At 65.1% G+C, this 18,223-nt stretch carries 17 protein-coding genes; 7 read left to right on the top strand and 10 right to left on the bottom strand.

Annotated features, from left to right (window positions below; genetic code table 11):
• Nucleotides 1–65 precede the first annotated feature (65 nt).
• Nucleotides 66–779, bottom strand: coding sequence for a helix-turn-helix domain-containing protein (locus DCG74_RS31050; protein WP_172785412.1), 714 nt, complete (start codon nucleotides 777–779; stop codon nucleotides 66–68).
• A 155-nt stretch (nucleotides 780–934) separates the two neighbouring features.
• On the opposite strand from DCG74_RS31050, the gene DCG74_RS31055 reads away from it, so the two are divergent.
• Nucleotides 935–1,252 (top strand): cytochrome c, encoded by a 318-nt coding sequence (locus tag DCG74_RS31055; protein ID WP_172785413.1) that lies wholly within the window; start codon nucleotides 935–937, stop codon nucleotides 1,250–1,252.
• Between the two features lie 6 nt (nucleotides 1,253–1,258).
• Here DCG74_RS31055 and DCG74_RS31060 read toward each other — a convergent pair whose 3' ends face one another.
• From DCG74_RS31060 to DCG74_RS31070, 3 genes are read right to left on the bottom strand one after another with little or no spacing between them, the layout of a single operon-like run.
• Nucleotides 1,259–2,362 carry an ABC-type transport auxiliary lipoprotein family protein gene (locus DCG74_RS31060; protein ID WP_172785414.1) on the bottom strand — a complete coding sequence of 368 codons (1,104 nt, stop codon included), beginning with the start codon at nucleotides 2,360–2,362 and terminating at the stop codon, nucleotides 1,259–1,261.
• A 3-nt stretch (nucleotides 2,363–2,365) separates the two neighbouring features.
• Nucleotides 2,366–3,133 (bottom strand): ABC transporter ATP-binding protein, encoded by a 768-nt coding sequence (locus DCG74_RS31065; RefSeq protein WP_172785415.1) that lies wholly within the window; start codon nucleotides 3,131–3,133, stop codon nucleotides 2,366–2,368.
• A gap of 2 nt (nucleotides 3,134–3,135) precedes the next feature.
• Entirely contained in the window at nucleotides 3,136–4,272 is a 1,137-nt protein-coding gene (locus DCG74_RS31070; protein ID WP_172785416.1) for an ABC transporter permease, read from the bottom strand.
• Nucleotides 4,273–4,448: 176 nt separating this feature from the next.
• Here DCG74_RS31070 and DCG74_RS31075 point away from each other — a divergent pair, with 176 nt between their 5' ends.
• Together DCG74_RS31075 and DCG74_RS31080 are read left to right on the top strand one after the other, a co-directional pair.
• Complete coding sequence (locus DCG74_RS31075) at nucleotides 4,449–4,724, top strand: hypothetical protein (RefSeq protein ID WP_172785417.1); 276 nt, start codon at nucleotides 4,449–4,451, stop codon at nucleotides 4,722–4,724.
• Nucleotides 4,725–5,213, top strand: a complete 489-nt coding sequence (locus tag DCG74_RS31080) for a phage holin family protein (RefSeq protein ID WP_172785418.1) — start codon at nucleotides 4,725–4,727, stop codon at nucleotides 5,211–5,213.
• 9 nt (nucleotides 5,214–5,222) lie between these two features.
• Here the strand turns inward: DCG74_RS31080 and DCG74_RS31085 are convergent, their stop codons facing one another.
• Nucleotides 5,223–7,916 (bottom strand): bifunctional acetate--CoA ligase family protein/GNAT family N-acetyltransferase, encoded by a 2,694-nt coding sequence (locus DCG74_RS31085; protein ID WP_172785419.1) that lies wholly within the window; start codon nucleotides 7,914–7,916, stop codon nucleotides 5,223–5,225.
• A 63-nt stretch (nucleotides 7,917–7,979) separates the two neighbouring features.
• Entirely contained in the window at nucleotides 7,980–8,813 is an 834-nt protein-coding gene (locus DCG74_RS31090) for a universal stress protein (protein ID WP_172785420.1), read from the bottom strand.
• Nucleotides 8,814–8,991: 178 nt separating this feature from the next.
• Here DCG74_RS31090 and DCG74_RS31095 point away from each other — a divergent pair, with 178 nt between their 5' ends.
• Genes DCG74_RS31095 through DCG74_RS31105 form a run of 3 tightly spaced genes read left to right on the top strand, consistent with a single transcriptional unit; the run spans nucleotide 8,992 to nucleotide 12,520 of the window.
• Complete coding sequence (locus tag DCG74_RS31095) at nucleotides 8,992–9,975, top strand: zinc-dependent alcohol dehydrogenase family protein (protein ID WP_172785421.1); 984 nt, start codon at nucleotides 8,992–8,994, stop codon at nucleotides 9,973–9,975.
• Between the two features lie 23 nt (nucleotides 9,976–9,998).
• Complete coding sequence (locus tag DCG74_RS31100) at nucleotides 9,999–11,537, top strand: bifunctional aminoglycoside phosphotransferase/ATP-binding protein (RefSeq protein ID WP_172785666.1); 1,539 nt, start codon at nucleotides 9,999–10,001, stop codon at nucleotides 11,535–11,537.
• Entirely contained in the window at nucleotides 11,537–12,520 is a 984-nt protein-coding gene (locus DCG74_RS31105; RefSeq protein ID WP_172785422.1) for a CHAD domain-containing protein, read from the top strand. The genes DCG74_RS31100 and DCG74_RS31105 overlap by 1 nt, the downstream gene beginning before the upstream one ends.
• Here DCG74_RS31105 and DCG74_RS31110 read toward each other — a convergent pair.
• Entirely contained in the window at nucleotides 12,517–14,343 is a 1,827-nt protein-coding gene (locus DCG74_RS31110) for an alpha/beta hydrolase (protein ID WP_172785423.1), read from the bottom strand. The genes DCG74_RS31105 and DCG74_RS31110 overlap by 4 nt on opposite strands.
• Before the next feature lie 205 nt (nucleotides 14,344–14,548).
• Between DCG74_RS31110 and DCG74_RS31115 the strand changes: the two genes are divergently transcribed.
• Nucleotides 14,549–15,277 (top strand): CBS domain-containing protein, encoded by a 729-nt coding sequence (locus tag DCG74_RS31115; protein ID WP_172785424.1) that lies wholly within the window; start codon nucleotides 14,549–14,551, stop codon nucleotides 15,275–15,277.
• Nucleotides 15,278–15,303: 26 nt separating this feature from the next.
• On the opposite strand, the gene DCG74_RS31120 is transcribed toward DCG74_RS31115, so the two are convergent.
• The 3 genes from DCG74_RS31120 to DCG74_RS31130 all read right to left on the bottom strand — a co-directional run bounded on the left by DCG74_RS31120 (nucleotide 15,304) and on the right by DCG74_RS31130 (nucleotide 18,142).
• Entirely contained in the window at nucleotides 15,304–15,762 is a 459-nt protein-coding gene (locus DCG74_RS31120) for a RidA family protein (protein WP_373569536.1), read from the bottom strand.
• Between the two features lie 21 nt (nucleotides 15,763–15,783).
• Nucleotides 15,784–17,475 (bottom strand): benzoate-CoA ligase family protein, encoded by a 1,692-nt coding sequence (locus DCG74_RS31125; RefSeq protein ID WP_172785426.1) that lies wholly within the window; start codon nucleotides 17,473–17,475, stop codon nucleotides 15,784–15,786.
• 148 nt (nucleotides 17,476–17,623) lie between these two features.
• The gene (locus DCG74_RS31130; protein ID WP_172785427.1) at nucleotides 17,624–18,142 is read right to left on the bottom strand and encodes a MarR family winged helix-turn-helix transcriptional regulator; all 519 of its coding nucleotides are present in this window, start codon (nucleotides 18,140–18,142) and stop codon (nucleotides 17,624–17,626) included.
• Between the last annotated feature and the right edge of the window lie 81 nt (nucleotides 18,143–18,223).

The raw sequence follows: 18,223 nt of genomic DNA on the forward strand, positions 1-18,223 counted from the left end.
TTTTGCGGGGCATGGCCGCCGTCATTGATCGGGATCAAATTGCCGCGAGCGTCGCGGACAGGAGGTCAGGCTGCGGCGATGGCCTCGACGCGAGCGGGATCGAGCAGGCTGATGCCGCCGTGAATGATCTCGATCAAGCCGAGACGCTCCAGCTTGGTAAAGGTGCGGCTGACGGTCTCGATGGTCAGGCCGAGATAATCGGCAATGTCCTGGCGGCTCATCGGAAGCGCGACGATGTCGGACGGACCCTTGAGCGCGACCAGCCGCTCACGCCAGCCGAGCAAAAAAGTCGCGACCTTCTCGTCGGCCGAGCGGCGGCCGAGCAGAACCATATGGTCGCGCGCCTGACTCAACTCGCGAATGGCCAGCTCGTTGATGCGCCTGAGCAATTGCGGCCGCTCTTCGGTGAAGCGGCCGAATGGCCCTTTTGGGAATTGGCACACGTTCACCCCGCCGATCGCATCGGCCGAAAAATTGTGCCGGCCGGACAGATTCATCCCCAGGAAATCACCGGGCAAGGCAAAGCCGACGATTTGCCGCCGGCCGTCGGGCAGCAGCTTGTAAAGCCGCATGACGCCTTCGAGGACGTTGTAGAACGAGGTCGTGATGTCCTCCTCGGAAAACACGGTCTCGCCCGAATCAAAATGGACGCGGCGGCCGAGATGCTCGAACTCCCGGAGTTCGGCTGCATCGAGCGACGAGCAGACCGCCGCTCCGCGCACGGCACAATCGTCGCAAAAATGCCCGTTCGGCTCACTCGTGACCACGGAAGGCTTCATCCACCGCTCCCCCGCATCGGCCGCTCCCGACGTCAGGCCGAGTCCACCGCGCGGCTGCATTTTACTGCACCGAGCCGCAGCCGATTGACCCAGATCAAATTTGAGCGGCATCGCCGTCATATTCTGCTTCCACGGTTCGACGGGATCATGTTTCCATGCTGCAAAGCGCACTGCGCCACGGCCTGATTGGGCTGCTTCTGATCACGCCTGCGCTAGCGGCCCCGACCGCCGAACAACGCGGCAAGGCTTTTGCCCGAGCCAATTGCGCACGCTGTCACGCGATCGACCGTGCCTCCAAGAGCCCACTCGAGATCGCACCTCCGCTACGCAACCTGCATCGGCGCTATCCGATCAACAGCCTTGGCGAAGCGCTGGCCGAGGGGATCTCCACCGGACATTCCGACATGCCGACCTTCGAGCTCAGCCCGGACCAGATCCACGACCTGCTGTCCTACCTGAAGACGCTGGAATAGTCGGCCTCACACCGCCTTCACGGTCCACCCGATCAGTTCCTTCGCGATGCGTGCGAAGGCCGCATCGAATGCGGCGACTGAAGCGGCCGGATCGACCTTGTCGAGCTTTTCGCTGGTCTCGATGAGCCGCGATGCGATCACCTTGCCGTTCTTGTCGACGATCCGCGCCGACAATCCGATCTCGGCCCGAGCCTCCCCATCCGTCGCGATCCGAAAGCGCCGGATGTCGATCAGGAGCTGGTAATCCGCCGGCCCGAGATCCGTCGTGCGCAGCGGGGCGTGGGCGATGTCGTAGTTCTCGAAACTGTCGATCAGGCGTGCCTGCACCAGCTTCGGAATGCTGTCAGCCCAGAGGAAGTCCGCAAAGCCCGGCCTGTCCCCGCTGGGCGCGAACAGCATGCGCTGGGTCTGCAGCATCGCCACCGCCGTCGGCTCGGGAATTGCCAGTGAGGCGGACAGCGTCTTGCCGGCTGGCCCGAGATTCTGCGGCGTGCGCAGGTCGTAGGTGACCTTCTGCGCGGGCGTGCCGCCTCCGGTCATCTTGTCGAGGCCCGCCAGGATGCCGTCGATCTTGCCGGTGTTGCGCGCGAGGCCGTCGGAGAAGGTCTTGAAATTGGCGATGGTGTCCTTCAGCGGGCCGGAATTGTCCTGAAGCACCGTGTCGACCCGCCGCAGCGCATCCCGCGCCGCTTGCGTCATGCTCTGGCCGGCTCCGGCCTCCGCGATCAAGGTCGGCAGCTCGCCGGACCTGGCGACGATCACGCCGCCCTCCAACGTCACCACGGGAACGCCGGTCAGGCCCTGGAATTCGAGCCCGACCTTGGTGTCGGCACGCACCGGCGTCGCCGTTGCAACCGAGATCGTGGCATTGACGAAGCGCGGGTTATCGGGCGCGAGCCCGAGCTGGGTGACCTCCCCGACCCGAATGCCGTTGAACAGCACGCCGGCGCCGACCAGGAGGCCGGGCACCGGCCCCTGGAATTGCACGTGATAGTTCGTGCGCGGACCGATGCCGCCAGTGTTGTTCAGCCAATAGACGAAGCCGAACACCGCGACGATCGAGGCCAGCACGAAACTGCCGATCAGCACATAGGGAGCGCGGGTTTCCATCTCTCATCTCATCTCGTGTTGCAGCATCTGCGAGCGCTTGCCGTGGAAATAGGCGCGCACCCAGGGATGCTCGGATTGCAGCAATTCGCGCATCGGGCCGATCGCCACGATCTTGCCGTCGGCGAGCGCGGCGACGCGGTCGCAGACCGTGGTCAGGCTCGCGAGGTCATGGGTCACCATGAACACGGTGAGCTCCAGGGTCTTTTGCAGCGTCTTGATCAGCGCGTCGAACTCGCCGGCGGCGATCGGGTCGAGGCCCGAGGTCGGCTCGTCCAGGAACAGGATCGGCGGATCGAGTGCGAGCGCGCGCGCCAGCGCCACGCGCTTGGTCATGCCGCCGGACAGCTCCGCCGGATATTTGTCGGCGTCCTCGGCACGCAGACCGACCATTTCGAGCTTGGCGATCGCGATCTCGTCCATCAGCTCCTGCGACAGGACGAGATTTTCGCGCAAGGGAAACTGGACGTTCTGACGCACCGTCAGCGAGGAGAACAGCGCGCCCTGCTGGAACAGGATGCCCCAGGCCATCGCCGCGCCTCGGCCGTGGCCGCCGGTGGGTTGTCCCATGACCTCGATGGTCCCGCTCCGGCGCGGGATGAGGCCGATGATGGTCCGCATCAAGACCGACTTGCCGCCGCCGGATGCGCCCACCAGCCCGAGAATCTCGCCGCGGCGGACGTCGAGCGACAGATGGTCGAGCACGGTCTGACGACCGAAGCCGACCACGAGATCGCGGACGCGGATCGCGAACTGATCTTGCGATTCTTCCATCGTCACATTCCGATCGAGGCAAAGAAGATAGCGAACAGGCCGTCGAGCACGATCACCAGGAAGATCGATTTCACCACCGACGTCGTGGTCTGCCGCCCCAGCGACTCCGCGCTGCCCTTGACGCGCAATCCCTCGCTGCAGGCCACGATCCCGATCACCAGCGCCATGAACGGCGCCTTCAGGATGCCCACCTCGAAATGCGCGACGGAAACGGCCTCGTGCAGCCGCGCGATGTAGATCGCCGGCCCCATGTCGCCGTAGAATTGCGCGACCAGCCCGCCGCCATAGAGCGCAGCAATCGATCCGATGAAGGTCAGGATGGGCAGCGCAATGACCAGGGCCGCGACGCGCGGCAGGATCAGGACGTCGATGGGATCGAGCCCCATGGTCGAGAGTGCGTCGATCTCCTCGCGCATCTTCATCGAGCCGAGCTCTGCTGTGTAGGCGCTGCCTGACCTGCCGGCGACCATGATGGCGACGATCAGCACGCCGAGCTCGCGCAGCACCAGGATGCCGACCATGTCGACCGTATACGACTCCGCGCCGAATCTGCGGAAGTGGAAGAAGCCCTGCTGCGCGATAATGGCGCCGATCAGGAAGGTGATCAGCGTGACGATGGGGATCGCCTGCCAGCCGATGCGATAGAGCTGATACACCAGCGAGGTCAGCCGCAGCGAACGCGGCCGGCGCAGCACGCCGACGACGGCCATGAACAAGGCGCCGAGCATCTGAAGGAAGATCGTGATGTCTTCCCGCGCCCCGACCGTGGACTTGCCGAGTTCGCCCAGCCTCGCCAGAACCGGATTGGGCGCAGCGCTTGGAGCCGGCGTGCGACGGTTGACCTGGCGCACCTCGTCCATCAGCCCGCTGAAATGATCGGCGACGCCGACGAACTCGGCCAACCTGCCTGACGATGCGGCCCTGCGCGACAGCTTCTCCAGGACCCAGGCGCCGAGCGTATCGAGCGCGCTGATCCCCGACATGTCCAGCGTTACGACGCGCGAGCGATCGACGTCGGCCCCGACCGACCGCGACAGCGTCTCGAGCGTCACCACGTTCGCGGCGGTCCATGGCCCCTCGGGGCGCAATTTCAGCACGTCGCCGGACGGCGTCGCGTGCAGCAGCGGTTCGTGGTTCACGCTTTCCACCTCGTCGGGACAATTGGTCCCCATTCAGCCGGCATTTCTAGGCCGGCATGTGGCGGCCGGATTGACCTGTCTCAAGACCCCGAACGGGCTCCGCCTCTTGACGCAAATCAAGCGCGATCGCGCGGGCGGGTCTTAGGCTCGCTCGGATGCAATGAGGACACCAATCCATGTTCGACAGTGACAGGATGAGCGAGGAATTACGGGCGCTGAAGGTCGACGTCACGCGCCTGTTGAGCACCGCCGGCGAGGAGATGTTCGAGAGCTCGAAAGCTCGCACCGAAGCGCTCGCCGATCAGATCAGGGCCGCGCTCGCCGAGCTCGGCGAGACCGTCGAACAAGAGGGGGAGCAGCTCCAGGGCCTCGTTGCGGAGCGCCCGATCACCTCGCTCGCCTCCGCTTTCGCGCTGGGCGTGGTCGTCGGCTTCATGCTGAGGAGACACTAGGTGAATACCGAGAATGTCATCAAACATCTGCGCGTGCTGTGGCGCACCGACAGGATCATCGCGGACATCAGGCTGCGCCATTTGCTGATCGGCCTCGGCCTGCGCGCCTTCGCGGCGCTGATCGCCGCGTTCGGGCTCCTGATGCTGGAGCTGTCCGCCTATTTCGCGCTGGTGCAGATCTGGAGCGCGATTGCCGCGGCCGCCATCCTCGGCGCCGTCAATTTCGTCATCGCGGCCGCTCTCTTCCTGATCGCTGGCCGCGCCCCGTCGGGACGCGACATCGAGCTCGCCAGCGAAATTCATGACACGTCCATCGAAGCCCTCCAGCTCGAGGCACGAGCGCTCCAGGCCCAGGTGTCAGGCGCGGTGCATCATCCGCTCAGCACCATCGTGCCGGTGCTGCTGCCGCTGATCGCGGTCATCATCAAGACTCTGCGGACGACGGCCAGGACGCCAAACGACGCAAGTTCGGCCGAAGCGCAATCGTAGCTGACGCGCTCAGAGCTTCAGCCTGACGTCGCAGATTTCAGGCTCGGCCGGGTCCGGCTTGACCTCGAAGCCGAGCTGCCGGCACATGTCGAGCATCACGGTGTTCTCCTGCAGCACGTCGCCCGATATGGTCTTCAAGCCCTCCGACCGCGCGTAGTCGATGATCAGCTGCATCAGGGCCCAGCCGAGCCCCCTGCCCTTGAGGTCGGATCGCAGCAGGATCGCGTATTCGCCGGTCTCGTAGATCGAGTCGGAATGGAGCCGGACCACGCCGACCATTTCGCCGGTGGCCTCGTCGAACGCGATGAAGGCCATCGCACGCGCATAGTCGAGCTGGGTCAGGCGTGCGATGAATTCGTGGGTGAACTCCTTCATCGGGGCGAAGAAGCGCAGGCGAAGGTCGTGCGCCGTGACGTGACGCAGGAATTCGTGGATGGTCGGCTCGTCCTCGGGACGCAGGGGCCGGACCAAGATGCGCCAATCGTCCTTGAGCTTGAGGCGCCGCTCCCATTGCGACGGATAGGCGCGAACGGCGAAATTGGCAGGGCCAGAGCCGGCGAACTTCCGCTGCGGCGGCGCGACCGCGACGCGCGCATCTACCGCGGTCACGCCGGTTTCGTCCGCCAGCAACGGATTGATGTCGAATTCGCGGATCTCGGGAATGTCGGCCGCCATCTGCGCCAGCTTGACCAGCACCATGGCGACGGCATCCTGCTTGACCGCCGGCACGTCGCGATAGGCCTTTAGCAGCCGCGACACACGCGTGCGGTCGATCAGATCGCGAGCCAGTTGCAGGTCGAGCGGCGGCAGCGCCAGCGCCTTGTCGTTGATGATCTCCACCGCCGTGCCGCCGCGGCCGAAAACGACCACCGTGCCGAAGGTCGGATCGTCGGCGAGACCAAGGATCAGCTCACGCGCCTTTGCCTTGACGACCATCGCCTGGACGATGACGCCGCCGATGCGGGCCTCGGGCCGCAGCTTTCTGGCTCGCGCAAGAATGTCCGTGGCCGCCGCACGCACGGCCTCCGGGGTCGTCAGATTGAGCACGACGCCGCCGACGTCGGATTTGTGGGTGATGTCCCGCGACAGGATCTTCAGGACGACGGTGCCACCTTGCGCGAAGATGTCCTTTGCATAGGTCACCGCCCGCTCGACATCGGCTGCCGCATAGGTCGGCACCATCGCGATGTCGTAGGCTTCGAGCAGGTGCTTGATCTCGACAGGCTCGAGCCACTGGCGGCCGTCCGCGATCGCGGCCGTGACGATCTCTCTTGCCCCCCTGGCATCCGGAACGAACGTATCGGGCATCGCGGGAGGGACCTGGCTCAGCTCCTCCACCACTTCGCGGTGCCGGACCAGATGCATGAAGCCGCGCACGGCATCGTCCTCGGTCGGATAGTTCGGCACGCCGGCGCTCGAGAGTGCCTGGACGATGTGCTGATCGGCGCCGACCCAGGCCGCCAGCACGGGCTTTGCCCATCGGCGGTGCTGCTCGCGATACTTAGCCACGAGCTCCGTCACGGTCTTGGCGATCTCGGCGGCCGATGCGATTGCCGTCTGCACGTTGAGGACGAGAACTGCGTCGTTGTCGCGGTCGGCCAGCAGTTCCTCCAGCGCCGCCGCGTAGCGCGAGGCGTCGGCGTCGCCCACGATGTCGACGGGGTTTGCACCCGACCAGGTCGGCGGCAGCGCCGCATCGAGCTTCCTGCGCGTATCGGTCGAGATGGTTGCCGGAATACCTCCGAGCTCGACCAATCGATCGACCGCAAGGACCCCGATGCCGCCACCATTGGTCAGGATGGCGAGACGCTTCCCGGTCGGCGATTCGACGCGGCCGAGTGTCTCGGCACAATCGAACAACTCGCGCAGATCGGACACCCGCAGCACACCCGCGCGGCGGAACGCCGCATCATAGACGGCGTCGGCACCGGCGAGCGCCCCGGTATGCGTGGCGGCGGCCTTCGCACCCTGAGCCATCCGGCCGGACTTCACCACGACGACCGGCTTCACGCGTGCGGCCGCGCGCGCCGCCGACATGAATTTGCGCGCGTCCTTGATCGCCTCGATGTAGAGCAGGATCGCGCGGGTCTTGTGATCCATCGCGAAATGATCGAGCAGATCGGCAATGTCGACGTCGATCTGATCGCCGATCGAGACGACGCCGGAGAAGCCGACGCCGCGCTGCGCGGCCCAATCCACCATGCCGGCGGCAATGGCGCCCGATTGCGAGATCAGCGCGAGGTTGCCGGCCCGCGGCATGTGCGCGGCGAAACTGGCATTCAGGCTGACGCCCGGCATCATGATGCCGAGGCAGTTCGGTCCGATCAGCCGCATTCCGTGTTTGCGCGCGGCAGCGCTGGTCGCCTCGTGCAGCGATCCCGGTCCCTGGCCGAGACCCGCCGAGACGATCAGCGCCCCCGCAGACCCGCGGCGCCCGGCCTGGTCGACGATGCCTGGTATCTCACCCGCGGGCGCGGTGATGACGACGAGCTCGGGCACGAAGTCCAGCCTGTCCAGGCTCTTCACCGCCGCGATGCCGCCGATCTCGGCATGACGTGGATTGACGAGGCCAAACCTCCCCTTGAATCCGCCCTTGCCAATGTTCTCCAGGACCGCGCGTCCCACCGACGCTGGACGCGCGCTCGCGCCGACGAGCGCGACCGAGCGCGGCGACAGCAGGTTGTTCAGACGATAAGTCGACATGAAAACAAATGCACCGCCTCGGCGGCGGTTCCGATGATTGACGATCCGGCTGGAAGAAGAGGCCTAGTGCGAGATCATAACCCAGCACGGTGGCTGGCCAATGACGGTCTTTGTCACACCGCCCCACACGATCTCGTTCAGGCGCGAATGATGATAGGCGCCCATCACGATGGCATCGATACCATGGGAATTCGCCCAGCTTCCCAGTACTTTGCCGGTCGAGCTGCCACCCCCCTTCGTGGTTTCGAACGAGGCAAAGACGCCGTGTTCCCGCAAATGGTCGACGAGTGCCGCTCCGGATTGCAGGACCGCGTCAGTCTTGTCCTCCGCTACGGTCAGCACACGAACCGAGGTGGCAGCCTGAAGAATGGGCAACGCATCTCCCGCCGCACGCGCGGCCCGTGCGGAATGATCCCAGGCAATCACGACGTTCTCGAATTCGGGCCGGAGCTCGTCGGCGCGATGTTCGGGACAGAGCAGAAGCGGCCGTCCGGATTCGAACAACAACGCTTCGATGATGGCCTCCGTTCGACTGTCGTGCGGCTTCACGGGAACCAGCGTGAGGTCGCTGAAGCGAGCGTGCTCGGCCAGGATCGCTCCGATCTGATCCGCGGGCACCTTGCCCGACCGGCTCTGGGCGCGGATGTTGGCGCGGGAAGCCGCATTGGTGAAGGCATTCAGCAGCTGCTGCATGTCGCTGGCCTCGAGGCTGGCCTGCGCGGAAGCGCGATCGTCAGGCAACATCACTTTCGGCCGCTCGAAGACATCTTCCTCGAGCGCAAGCGCGGTGATCCTGGCGCCGAGATCGGCGGCCACAGCAACGCATTTCTCGATCGCAACCAGGGCTGGCCCGCGCGGCTGGCCGACAAGGGGCAGAAACACATCCTTGATGGGCATCGGAATTCTCCTGAGCCACCATCATAGGCCGGCTGTCGTCGAGACCCTTGATCCGCGTCAAGACCGGGGGAAACTCCGTCCGATCAACCGGGCGAACCGGCGTTGACCGACGTCAAGGACTGGCCACTCGGTCGTTCTATGGATAGTTCAATCGGAGCGGTTCGCCCCGGAGACAGACATGCGTGCGATGGTGTTGCCGGCCCCACGAGCGCGGCTCCAGATGGAGGAGCGGGCTGACCCCCTGCCGGGCGAGGGTCAGATCCGGGTGAAGATTAGCGCCTGCGGTGTATGCCGGACCGATCTTCATCTCGTCGACGCCGAGCTGCCCGGCATCCGCTATCCGATCGTGCCTGGCCACGAGATCGTCGGCCGGGTCGACCTCATCGGTGCGAGTGTGACGACACATGCGCCTGGTGATCGGGTCGGCATTCCCTGGCTCGGCTTCACCTGCGGAACATGCCGCTTCTGCCGGGAGGGCATGGAAAACCTCTGTGACGCGCCGCTGTTCACCGGCTACACGCGTGACGGCGGCTACGCGACCCACACTATCGCCGACGCACGTTACGCTTTTCCGCTCGGCGAGGCCGGCAGCGACGTGGAGATTGCGCCTCTGCTGTGCGCGGGGCTGATCGGCTGGCGCTCGCTGGTCCTGGCCGGCCCCGCCGAGAGGCTCGGCCTCTATGGCTTCGGCGCCGCCGGCCACATCATTGCGCAAGTCGCGGTTTGGCAGGGACGCTCCGTCCATGCATTCACGCGGGCAAGCGATGCCGCTGCACAAGACCTTGCACGCCGTCTCGGCGCTGTCTGGGCGGGGTCATCGGACCAGATGCCCGACGAGCCGCTTGACGCCGCGATCATCTTCGCACCAGCCGGCGAGTTGGTCCCGGCGGCGTTGCGTGCCGTGCGCAAAGGCGGTCGCGTTGTCTGCGCTGGCATCCACATGAGCGACATTCCGAGCTTTCCGTATGATTTGCTGTGGCAGGAGCGGCAGCTTGTCTCGGTCGCCAATTTGACCCGGCAGGATGGCCTCGATTTTCTCAAGGTCGCGCCGCAAGCCGGCGTGCGCACCGAGACGACGGCGTTTCCGCTCGATCAGGCCAACGAGGTCCTGGCCATGCTGCGGAATGGCCAGATCCTCGGCGCGGCCGTGCTGACGCCCTGATGGTGCTTCCCATGTCCGCTTCGATGAAGGATGACACGGCGGCTCAGGAGCGCATCTTTCGGATGCTGATCGATCATCCCGGCGTGAGGCGCATCGACACGCATGCCGCCTCGGTGTTCCTGGACGCAAAACGCGCACTGAAGATCAAGCGCGCCGTCCGGTTTCCCTTCCTCGACTATTCGACGCTCGAAAAGCGCAAGGCGGCCTGCGAGGAGGAGATCCGCATCAATCGGCCCCTGGCGCCGCAGATCTATCATGGCGTCGTGGCGATCACGGAAGAGCCGGATGGATCGGTGAAGGTCGACGGCGTCGGACGGCCGATCGAGTATGCTGTCGAGATGTCGCGCTTCGACGAAAGCAGAACGCTGGATCATCTGGCCAAGGCCGGCCCGCTTGATGCGAAGCTTGCCGCGGCCGCCGCCGACGCGATCGCGGCTTCGCACGTGGCGGCGATACAGGCCGACGGGAAAGCGTGGGTCTCCTCCATCCCGGCCCTGATCGACGGCAACACGGATGGTCTGCGGGCCGGCGGACATTTCGGCGCAGAGGAGGTCGAGCAACTCTGCAAGGCCTCGCACACGGCCTATCTGCGTATTCGCGCCCTGCTCGCAGAGCGCGGCCGCCGGGGCTTCGTGCGCCGCTGCCATGGCGATCTGCATCTGGCAAACATCGTCATGATCAATGATCGGCCCGTGCTGTTCGACGCGATCGAGTTCGACGCGCAGATGGCGACGGTCGACGTGCTCTACGATCTCGCATTCACGCTGATGGACCTGTTGCAGCATCATCAGCCGGGCGCGGCAAACATGGTGCTGAACCGCTATCTCGCCGTGACGCCGGCCGACAATCTCGACGCGCTCTCGACCCTGCCGCTGTTCATGTCGATCCGGGCGGCGATCCGCGCGCAGGTTAGCTTGGCGCGGCTCAAGCGGACGCATTCCGACGGTCCCGGCATTCTCGACCAGGCACGACGCTATTTCGAGCTCGCAGGGATGCTGATCCGTCCTTCTGCGCCGCGCCTGATTGCGGTGGGCGGACTGTCCGGCACCGGAAAGTCCGCCTTGGCGCACGCGCTCGCGCCGGTCGTCGCACCGGAGTCGGGCGCCGTCGTGCTGCGTAGTGATCTCGTCCGCAAGCAGATGTTCGGGGTCGAGGACACCCACCGCCTGCCGCCTTGGGCCTACACGCCGGAGGTCACGGCCCGCGTCTACGACACGCTGGTGCAGCATGCCCGGCGGGTGCTGGCGCAGGGCCATTCGGCGATCATCGACGGCGTCTTCGCTCGCGAGGACGAACGCGACGCAATCGCCGTGCTGGCGCGCGAGCGCAACGTGGCGTTGAACGGGCTGTTCCTGGTCGCGGACCTTGCGACCCGGCAGGCGCGCATCGGCAACCGTCGGGAAGACGCATCGGATGCCACGCCGGAGGTTGCCGCGCTGCAAGAGCACTATAATATCGGCCATGTCGGCTGGGCGATCATCGATGCTTCCGGGACACAAGAGCAGACGCTTCAGAACTGCCGAAGCGCCATCGCTGAGGGGCAAACAAGGCAATCAGACTGATGCGGGCAAGTAAGTCGCGACCGACCACGCGCTCGACGGCAAACGCGCATGCCAAGCCGGCCACGCGGCGTAACGCGCTGCCGGCCCGACTCAGCCCCGGCATGGCCTGCGACACGGCCTTCCGGATCATCGCCCGCCGTCACCTCGACGCTGTGATCGCTCAGCACGACGGCACCTGCCGCGGCGATCCCGATGCGCTGCACCAGATCCGGATCGCACTGACGCATCTGCGGACTGCCATCCGCTTCTTCTCGCCGATGGTCGACGATGCGCTGCGGCCGGATGTCTGGGCCGAACTGAAATGGCTGAACGGTCAGCTCGGCATGGTGCGGGACCTCGACGTGGCCATCGAGCGGATCGTCGCGGAGAGTGGCACCGAGCTCGCCGTGGTCGCCGAGCTTCAGCGCTGGGACGAGAAGCGCGCGGAGAGTCACCGGCTGCTGGCGCGCGCGCTGCAATCGGCGCGGTATCGCCGCCTGGTCGAGCAAACCTCAACGTGGATCGAAACCGGCCCCTGGTCGACCCGCCGCAGCAAGGACGCCATCCGGCTGCGCCGCCGCACCCTCGCCGACCACGCGACGGAGCGGCTGACCGAGTGGGAGACGACGCTGCTCAAGAAGGCCCGGAAGCTGAAAAAGCTCGATGTCGAGAAACGTCACAAGCTGCGCCTCCTCAACAAGCGGATGACCTATTCGGTCGAGTCGCTTGCGGATCTGTTCGCCGATGGCGCGGCGAAACAGAAGTCCATCCTCAAGCAATTGCGCAAGGCACAACGGTCGCTCGGACAATTGAACGACGATGCACGCGGACAGGCGTTGGCGGCATCGTTGAATGGCGCCGGCCTCGAGGCCAGCAATCGATTCCTCGATCGCAAGCGGGAAAAGAAGCTGTTGCGGAAGGCCTCGGAGGCCTACCGCAAATTGGACAAGACCAAACCGTTCGGCTCTTCGGATCTCGCGCCGAGTTCGGAGCCGGAAGCTTAGGTGTGGACGTAGTCTCCCGGCGCATCGGGCAGGCCGAGAGCACCGCCAAGCCCGATCTGCGGGGGATCGCAGGGCGCACCGGAGCGCGCTGACAGCCAAGTGGCCCATTCAGGCCACCACGAGCCTTCGACGCGCGGGGCGAGCTTCAGCCATTCGTCCGCACCGACATAGGGCGCGTCAGCAGCCTTGGTCAGCACCTGATAAAAGTGGCCCTCCTCCTGCGGAGGCGCGACGACGCCGGCATTGTGGCCGCCGCTGGTCAACAGGAACGTCACGTCGGCATCGACCTGATAATGGATCTTGTAGACGGATCGCCACGGCGCGACGTGATCGGCGAGCGTGCCGACCACGAACATGGGCGTGTGAATGTCGGACAGCGAGACGCTCCTGCATTCGACCCGATAGCGACCTTCCGCCAGATCGTCGTTCAGGAACAGCTGGCGCAGATACTCCGAGTGCATGCGATAGGGCAGCCGCGTGGCGTCGGCATTCCAGGCCATCAGGTCGCTCGGTGGCGAACCGTCGCCCATCAGATAGTCACGCGAGAGCCGCGACCAGATCAGCTCGTTGGAGCGCAGCAGCTGGAATGCGCCGGCCATCTGTGTCGTGTCGAGATAGCCGCGCTGCCACATCATGTCTTCGAGGAAGGCAACCTGGCTCTCGTTAATGAACAGCGTCAATTCTCCGGCCTCGGTGAAATCGGTTTGCGCGGCGAGAAGCGTGACGGTGCCGAGACGGCTGTCGCCGTCGCGCCCCATGGCCGCCGCGGCGATCGACAGCAACGTGCCGCCAAGACAATAGCCGAGTGCATGGATCTTCCGGCCCGGCACGATCTGGCCGATCATGTCCAGTGCGGCCATCACGCCCAGCTTGCGGTAGTCGTCGAAGGCAACATCCCGATCGTTCGCGTCCGGATTGCGCCAGGAGATTACGAAGACGGTGAAGCCCTGAGCGGTCAGGTATTTGACCAGGGAATTCTGCGGCGACAGGTCGAGGATGTAGTACTTCATGATCCAAGCCGGCACGATCAGAATCGGCTCCGGCCGCACCTGCGCAGTCGTCGGATGATACTGGATCAGCTCGATCAGGCTGTTGCGGTAGACGACCTTGCCGGGCGAAGCCGCCACCGTCTTGCCGACGACGAACTGATCCTCGTCGGCCAGCTTCGAGCCGGAGAGCAGGCGCATCAGGTCGCTGCACCAGTTTTGCCAGCCGAACACGAAATTCTCGCCGCCGCTCTGGAACGCTTTTTCCAGAACCTGCGGATTGGTGGCCGCGAAGTTCGAGGGTGCCAGCATGTCGAGCATCTGGCGCATCGAGAACTCGACGATGGCTTCGTTTGCGTGGGACACGCCGCGTATGCCGGTCGTGGCATCGTGCCACCAACGTTCGGTGAGCAGAAACGCCTGCGCAAGCAGATTGAACGGCGCGGCTTCCCATTGCCGGTCCTTAAAGCGGCGATCCCGCCCCTGCGGCCGAATGACGGACCACGGCTCCTGCGATGGCGCGCGCGCGGCGGCCTCCAGGAGGCGGCCGGAATCGCGGAAGATGTTGCGGGAGAGCTCCATCTGATGCTGAGGCGCCGCCGCAAGATGCGCGCCCCAATCGAGCCAGGCGAGCGACAAGGCCACGGGCGAGATCCCGCCCGTGAACCGCGCCAGCATGGCATGGAACGCGCGATCAAGCGGATAGGTATCCGTTGCTTGCGGGCAAGTGCAGTCAGCCGGCGTCCCTGCGACCCTTTCGGGAATCTCGGCAGCTGGCCTGGCCGCGGGAGCTTGCAGCGGCGCTTCGGCCCGTGGAAATATCTTCACGACGCTCATGGCTGATTGTTCCTGCGGGCTTCCGTTCTAGGCCTGCGGCAGGATATGGCGACGCTGCCGCCGCGCGTTGAGCTGCATCAAATCGCTGCGCGGATCACAATCGGTCAGTCAGGGCAAGCTTCGTCCGCTTGACCTGGGTCAAACCACACCCCGACGGATTCACTAGGCTTTGCGCATTGAAGTTGACATGCCAGCGGAGTTGTCCATGCGCGCCCACCAGATCATGACCCGATCGGTCATCTCGGTCACCCCCGACACCAGCATCGTCGAAGCGGCCAACATCATGCTGAAGCGACATGTCAGCGGCCTCACCGTAGTCGACGATACCGGCAAGCTGATCGGCGTGGTGTCGGAGGGAGATTTCATCCGCCGCAGCGAAATCGGCACCGGGCGCAAGCGCGGGCGGTGGCTGCGGTTCATCCTGGGTCCGGGCAAATCCGCCAGCGACTTCGTCCACGAGCACGGCCGCAAGGTCTCGGAAGTGATGACCGACTCGCCCGTGACCATCACGGAGGACACCGCGCTCGCGGAGATCGTCGATCTCATGGAGCGGAACAACGTCAAGCGGCTGCCGGTCGTGCGCGGCGACAAGGTCGTCGGGATCGTGTCCCGCGCCAATCTGTTGCAGGCGGTGGCGGGGCTGGCCCGCGACGTGCCGGATCCGACCGCCGATGACGATCACATTCGCAGCCGCATCATCGAGACCATGGAGAGGAACGATTGGTGCCCGTTCGGGCTGAACGTCATCGTGCGTGACGGGATCGTTCATCTCAGCGGCGTCATCACCGAAGAGCGCACACGTCAGGCCGCGGTCGTCGCCGCGGAGAACGTCGAGGGCGTGAAGAAGGTGCACGACCATCTGTGCTGGGTCGACACCCTGTCCGGCATCTATCTCAACTCGCCCGAAGACGACGAACTCGCCAAAGCGAGCTGATCAAGGCAAGCTGATCGCAGCAGAATTCAGCTCGGAATGACGGCGGTGGCTTCGATCTCGACGCGCGCCGCCTTCTCGACGAGGCGGACGACCTGAACCAGGGCCATCGCCGGATAGTGCGCTCCGAAGACGTCGCGGTAGACCTTGCCGAGCTCCTTCAGATTGGCCAGGTACTCGTCCATGTCGACGACGTACCAGGTCAGCCGCACGAGGTGCTCGGGCCGGGCACCGGCCTCGGCCAGGATCGCGGCGATGTTGTCGAGGGTCTGGCGCACCTGCGCGACGAAGCCGTCCGCAAGACGCTCCTCAGCGTCCCAGCCGATCACCCCGCCGGTGACGACGATGCGTCCCTCGGCAGCGATGCCGTTGGCATAGCCCTTCGGCAGCGGCCAGCCTGACGGCTGCAGGATCTGCGCCTTGATGCGCGTTCCATCCTCGGCTGCGGTTGGCAGCACCGCGAGTTGCGGGCTTTTCGGGGTCGTCACTGACAATTCTCTATCCTTCTCTCATTCCGCGGCGACGCCCGAGGACGTCACTGCGGCCTGCGCCAGCTGCCGCAGGGCAAAGCGCTTCAGCTTGCCGGTCTCGGTCTTCGGCAATTGCGCCACGAACTCGATGGCGCGTGGATATTTGTACGGCGCGATCTCGCGTTTGACATGCTCCTGCAACTCGGCCACCAGCTGAGCGTCAGGCGTCACGCCGGGCGCGGCAATGACATAGGCCTTCACGATCATGCCGCGGGCCTCGTCGGGCGCACCGACCACACCGCATTCGGCGACCGCCGGATGCGTGAGCAGCGCCGCTTCGACGTCAGTCCCCGCGATGTTGTAGCCGGCCGACACGATCATGTCGTCGGAGCGCGACTGGTACCAGAAATAGCCGTCGCTATCCATCAAATAGGTGTCGCCGGTGATGTTCCAGCCGTTCTGGACGTATTTCCGCTGCCGCTCGTCGGCCAGATAGCGGCAGCCGGTCGGCCCGCGCACGGCGAGACGGCCCATCGTTCCCGGCGGCACATCGCGGCCCTCATCATCGACGATCTTGGCTTCATAGCCCGGCACGGGCTTGCCGGTGGCGCCGGGGCGGATCTCGTCCTCGGTCGCGCTGATGAAGATGTGCAGCATCTCGGTCGAACCGATGCCGTCCATCAGCTTGATCCCGGTCGCCTTGAGCCAGGCATCGAATGTCGGCTTGGGAAGGGTCTCGCCCGCGGAGACGCATTTGCGGAGCGAAGAAATGTCGCGGCCCGCGAGCTTGCCGAGCATGGCGCGGTATGCGGTCGGCGCCGTGAAGCAGACCGTGGTCTTGTACTGCTCGATCGCATTCAGAATGTCGTCCGGCGTCGTCTTCTCCAGCACGACGAAGGAGGCGCCGATATGCATCGGAAACAGCACGCCGCCGAAGCCGAAGGTGAAGGCGAGCGGCGCCGAGCCGACGAAGCGATCCTTTTGCTCGGCGCGCAGGATGTTGCGTGCGTAACCGTCACAGACCGCGAGCATGTCGCGGTGGAAATGCATGGTGCCCTTGGGATCGCCGGTCGTGCCCGAGGTGAAGGCGATCAGACAGATATCGTCGGCGGCGGTATCGACGGCCTTGAAGTCAGGGCTGGCATCGGCGATCAGCGCTTCGAGCGAATCCGCCGCGCCGTTGCCCCAATAGACCACGTGTTTGAGGCCGGGCGCTGCGGCTTTCGCCTTCTCCATCTCGTCGGCGAGCTTTCCGTCGCACAGCGCCAGCGTGATCTCCGCCTTCTGGATCGGATAGGACAGCTCCTTGGCGCGCAACAGCGGCATCGTCGCGACGCAAATACCGCCGGCCTTGATCACCGCGAGATAAGTCGCAACCATCATCGGGTTGTTGGCCGAACGCAGCAGCACGCGCCCGCCGGTGACGAGACCGAGCTTGCCAACCAGCACATTGGCGATGCGGTTCACCAGCGCCTGCAGCTCGCGATAGGTGTAGCTGACGGCTGGGCTGATGACGCAAGGGGCATCGCCCTGGCCCTGCTCGACCCAGCGATCGAGGAAATAGCTGACGCAGTTCAGTCGCGGTGGATAGTGCAGCTCCGGCCGCGTGAAGATGAATTCGGGCCAGAGCTCGCGCGGCGGCAGGTGTTGCCGCGCGAACGTATCGACATGGGCCGTCGCGACGCTGCCGTCAGACGAGCCCGTTACTTGAATCTTGGCGGCGTTGGCCATCGCACGCTCCTTTCAGCATGGATTGCACCCGGCAGCACGATCTGGGAAAACATTTTAGGCTTAAAACAATTTCGCGCAATAGGGGATTTTGGGCATCCCGTGCTTTTTCATGCGGCAAAGGGGTGGGCGGCCTGTCGCGCCCGCACGGTCAGGGCCGGCGGCGGGCGGCCGATTTCTGCGCGGACGCCTTGGTCTTGGCGAGGAGGCGCATCAGTTCGCGCACGTCCTTCGGCGAGAGGTCGGCGAACAGATCGGCGATCCAGGCCTCGTGCTCGGCGGCCATCCTGCGGAACTCGGCACGCCCGAGCTTGGTCAGCCGGATCACCTGGACGCGGCGGTCGGTCTCCGAGGTCCGCCGGTCGAGATGGCCTGATTCCACCAGACGCTCAACGAGCCCGGTCACATTGCCGTTCGACACCATCATGCGCTTGGAGACATCGGAGAGCGTCATGCCGTCAGGCGCCTTGTCGAGCTGCGCCATCAGGTCGAAGCGCGGCAGCGTGACGTCGAACCGCTGCCGCAGCCGGCCGCGCACCTCGCCCTCGATCAGCGTCGTGCAGGTCAAGAGCCGCAGCCACAGCCGAAGCTCTTCGGCATGGTCCTCCGGTGTTTCGACGGCCTTGGTCTCGGAATCGAGCATGTCGATGCAGCCACTCACGGCCGGCATTGGCGCCGGCACGGATTCCCCAACATTTTGAGCTTCAAATAAATCCGGGCCGGCTGCAAGTCCAAAGCTGCAACAATCGAC

The organism is Bradyrhizobium sp. WBAH42, from assembly GCF_024585265.1.
Classification (GTDB): domain Bacteria; phylum Pseudomonadota; class Alphaproteobacteria; order Rhizobiales; family Xanthobacteraceae; genus Bradyrhizobium.